Source organism: Pseudomonas sp. RW407 (genome assembly GCF_003176655.1).
In the GTDB taxonomy this organism is placed as follows: Bacteria; Pseudomonadota; Gammaproteobacteria; order Pseudomonadales; family Pseudomonadaceae; genus Pseudomonas; species Pseudomonas delhiensis.
The window spans coordinates 383,476-384,833 of record NZ_QGSL01000106.1 but is presented as its reverse complement, the minus strand read 5'-3'; the positions used below and the strand labels follow the sequence as shown (position 1 = coordinate 384,833).

Below are 1,358 nucleotides of genomic sequence, written 5' to 3'. Positions count from 1 at the left end.
GCGCGGCCTTTGGCCATCTCCCGGCAAGCTGCCTGGCATAGGGCTTTCAGCTATAAGGCCGGCACCCCACCGGGCGCTCCGGACACATGTCATCGAATGCCCGCCGAGTCACACGGCGTCCCCCGCAAGCGACGGACGGTCAAAACACAGTCACGAAAAGTCGGTCAGAATGCGCGGAATTTTTCGCGGACCAAAGGAAACCATCGCCCGCCGAAGAGCAACGGCGATCCAGCGGAGTCTGGGTTACATCCACAACCAGAAAGAAGACATGCCGAATGCGCAGTACCCTTTTGACATGCCTTTCCATAGGCTTGGCAGCCAGTTTGGCCGCCGTTGTAACCGGGGTGGAAGCTTCCCCACGGGCCACGCGCTCCTACGCGCCCGCCCCTCTCGAACTCCGTGTCCCGGTGCAGGGCAAGGAGCTGCTGAGCATCGCCCAGCCGGCGAAGCCGCAGCCCAGTGACGCCCACCAGGTCACCCAGCGTGCCTTCAGCATGATCGGCACGCCCTACCGCTGGGGCGGCACCTCGCCCAAGGGTTTCGACTGCAGCGGCCTGGTCAAGTACGTGTTCCGCGACGTCGACGACGTCGAGCTGCCGCGCACCGCCCGGGCCATCTACCAGAGCAGCAACCCCAAGGTGGCGCGCCGCGACCTGCAGCCCGGCGACCTGGTGTTCTTCCGCATCCGCAGCCGCAACGTCGACCACGTGGGCATCTACGTCGGCAACGACCGCTTCGTCCACGCCCCGCGCCGCGGGCAGAAGGTGAAGGTGGCCAACCTCAACGACAAGTACTGGCAACGCCATTACCTGGCGGCCAAGCGCGTGCTGCCGGAGACCCTGGCCAAGGCCGACCTGCCGGGCAACCGCTTCGAGTAAGGGCCTGCGCCGCAAGACAGGACGCCGTTTTCCCGGTGAGGGGAAACGGCGTTTTTTGTGGGCGAGAGAAGGACGCCCGCTCCTTGCTCGCGGATATTGCTCCGCACACGCCAACCTCCCCCTGACGCGAAAACCCAGGCCGTGCCACCGGGGCGTCCGGTGTGGCCGGCGAATCCAATCGCGGACGGAGTCCGCCCTACGGACTTCCGATGGGGTTGAGGCGGAGGTTGGGCTCTGCAAAGAGAGCCCTCTCCCCAGCCCTCTCCCTGAAGGGAGAGGGGGCTTGTCCGTGCCAACGTCGACAATGGCTTTAGCCGAAAGCGCCGGAGCTGCCGGCTGATGCGGGAATACCCAAGCGCTCCGAACGGTCCCCTCTCCCTTCAGGGAGAGGGTTAGGGAGAGGGAGCGGAGTCGATCCAAAACACCGCAGCTGCCGGGAAACTCCCTTCGCGAGCAAGCTCGCTCCTACGAAGAGCAGGA

Annotated in this window: 1 protein-coding gene; it reads left to right on the top strand. The window is 65.3% G+C overall.

Translation table 11 applies throughout. From position 1 onward, the window contains the following. Nucleotides 1–275 precede the first annotated feature (275 nt). A complete protein-coding gene (locus tag DK254_RS18615; RefSeq protein ID WP_089393656.1) occupies nt 276–878 on the top strand; it encodes a C40 family peptidase in 603 nt (200 codons plus the stop codon). Nucleotides 879–1,358: the final 480 nt, after the last annotated feature.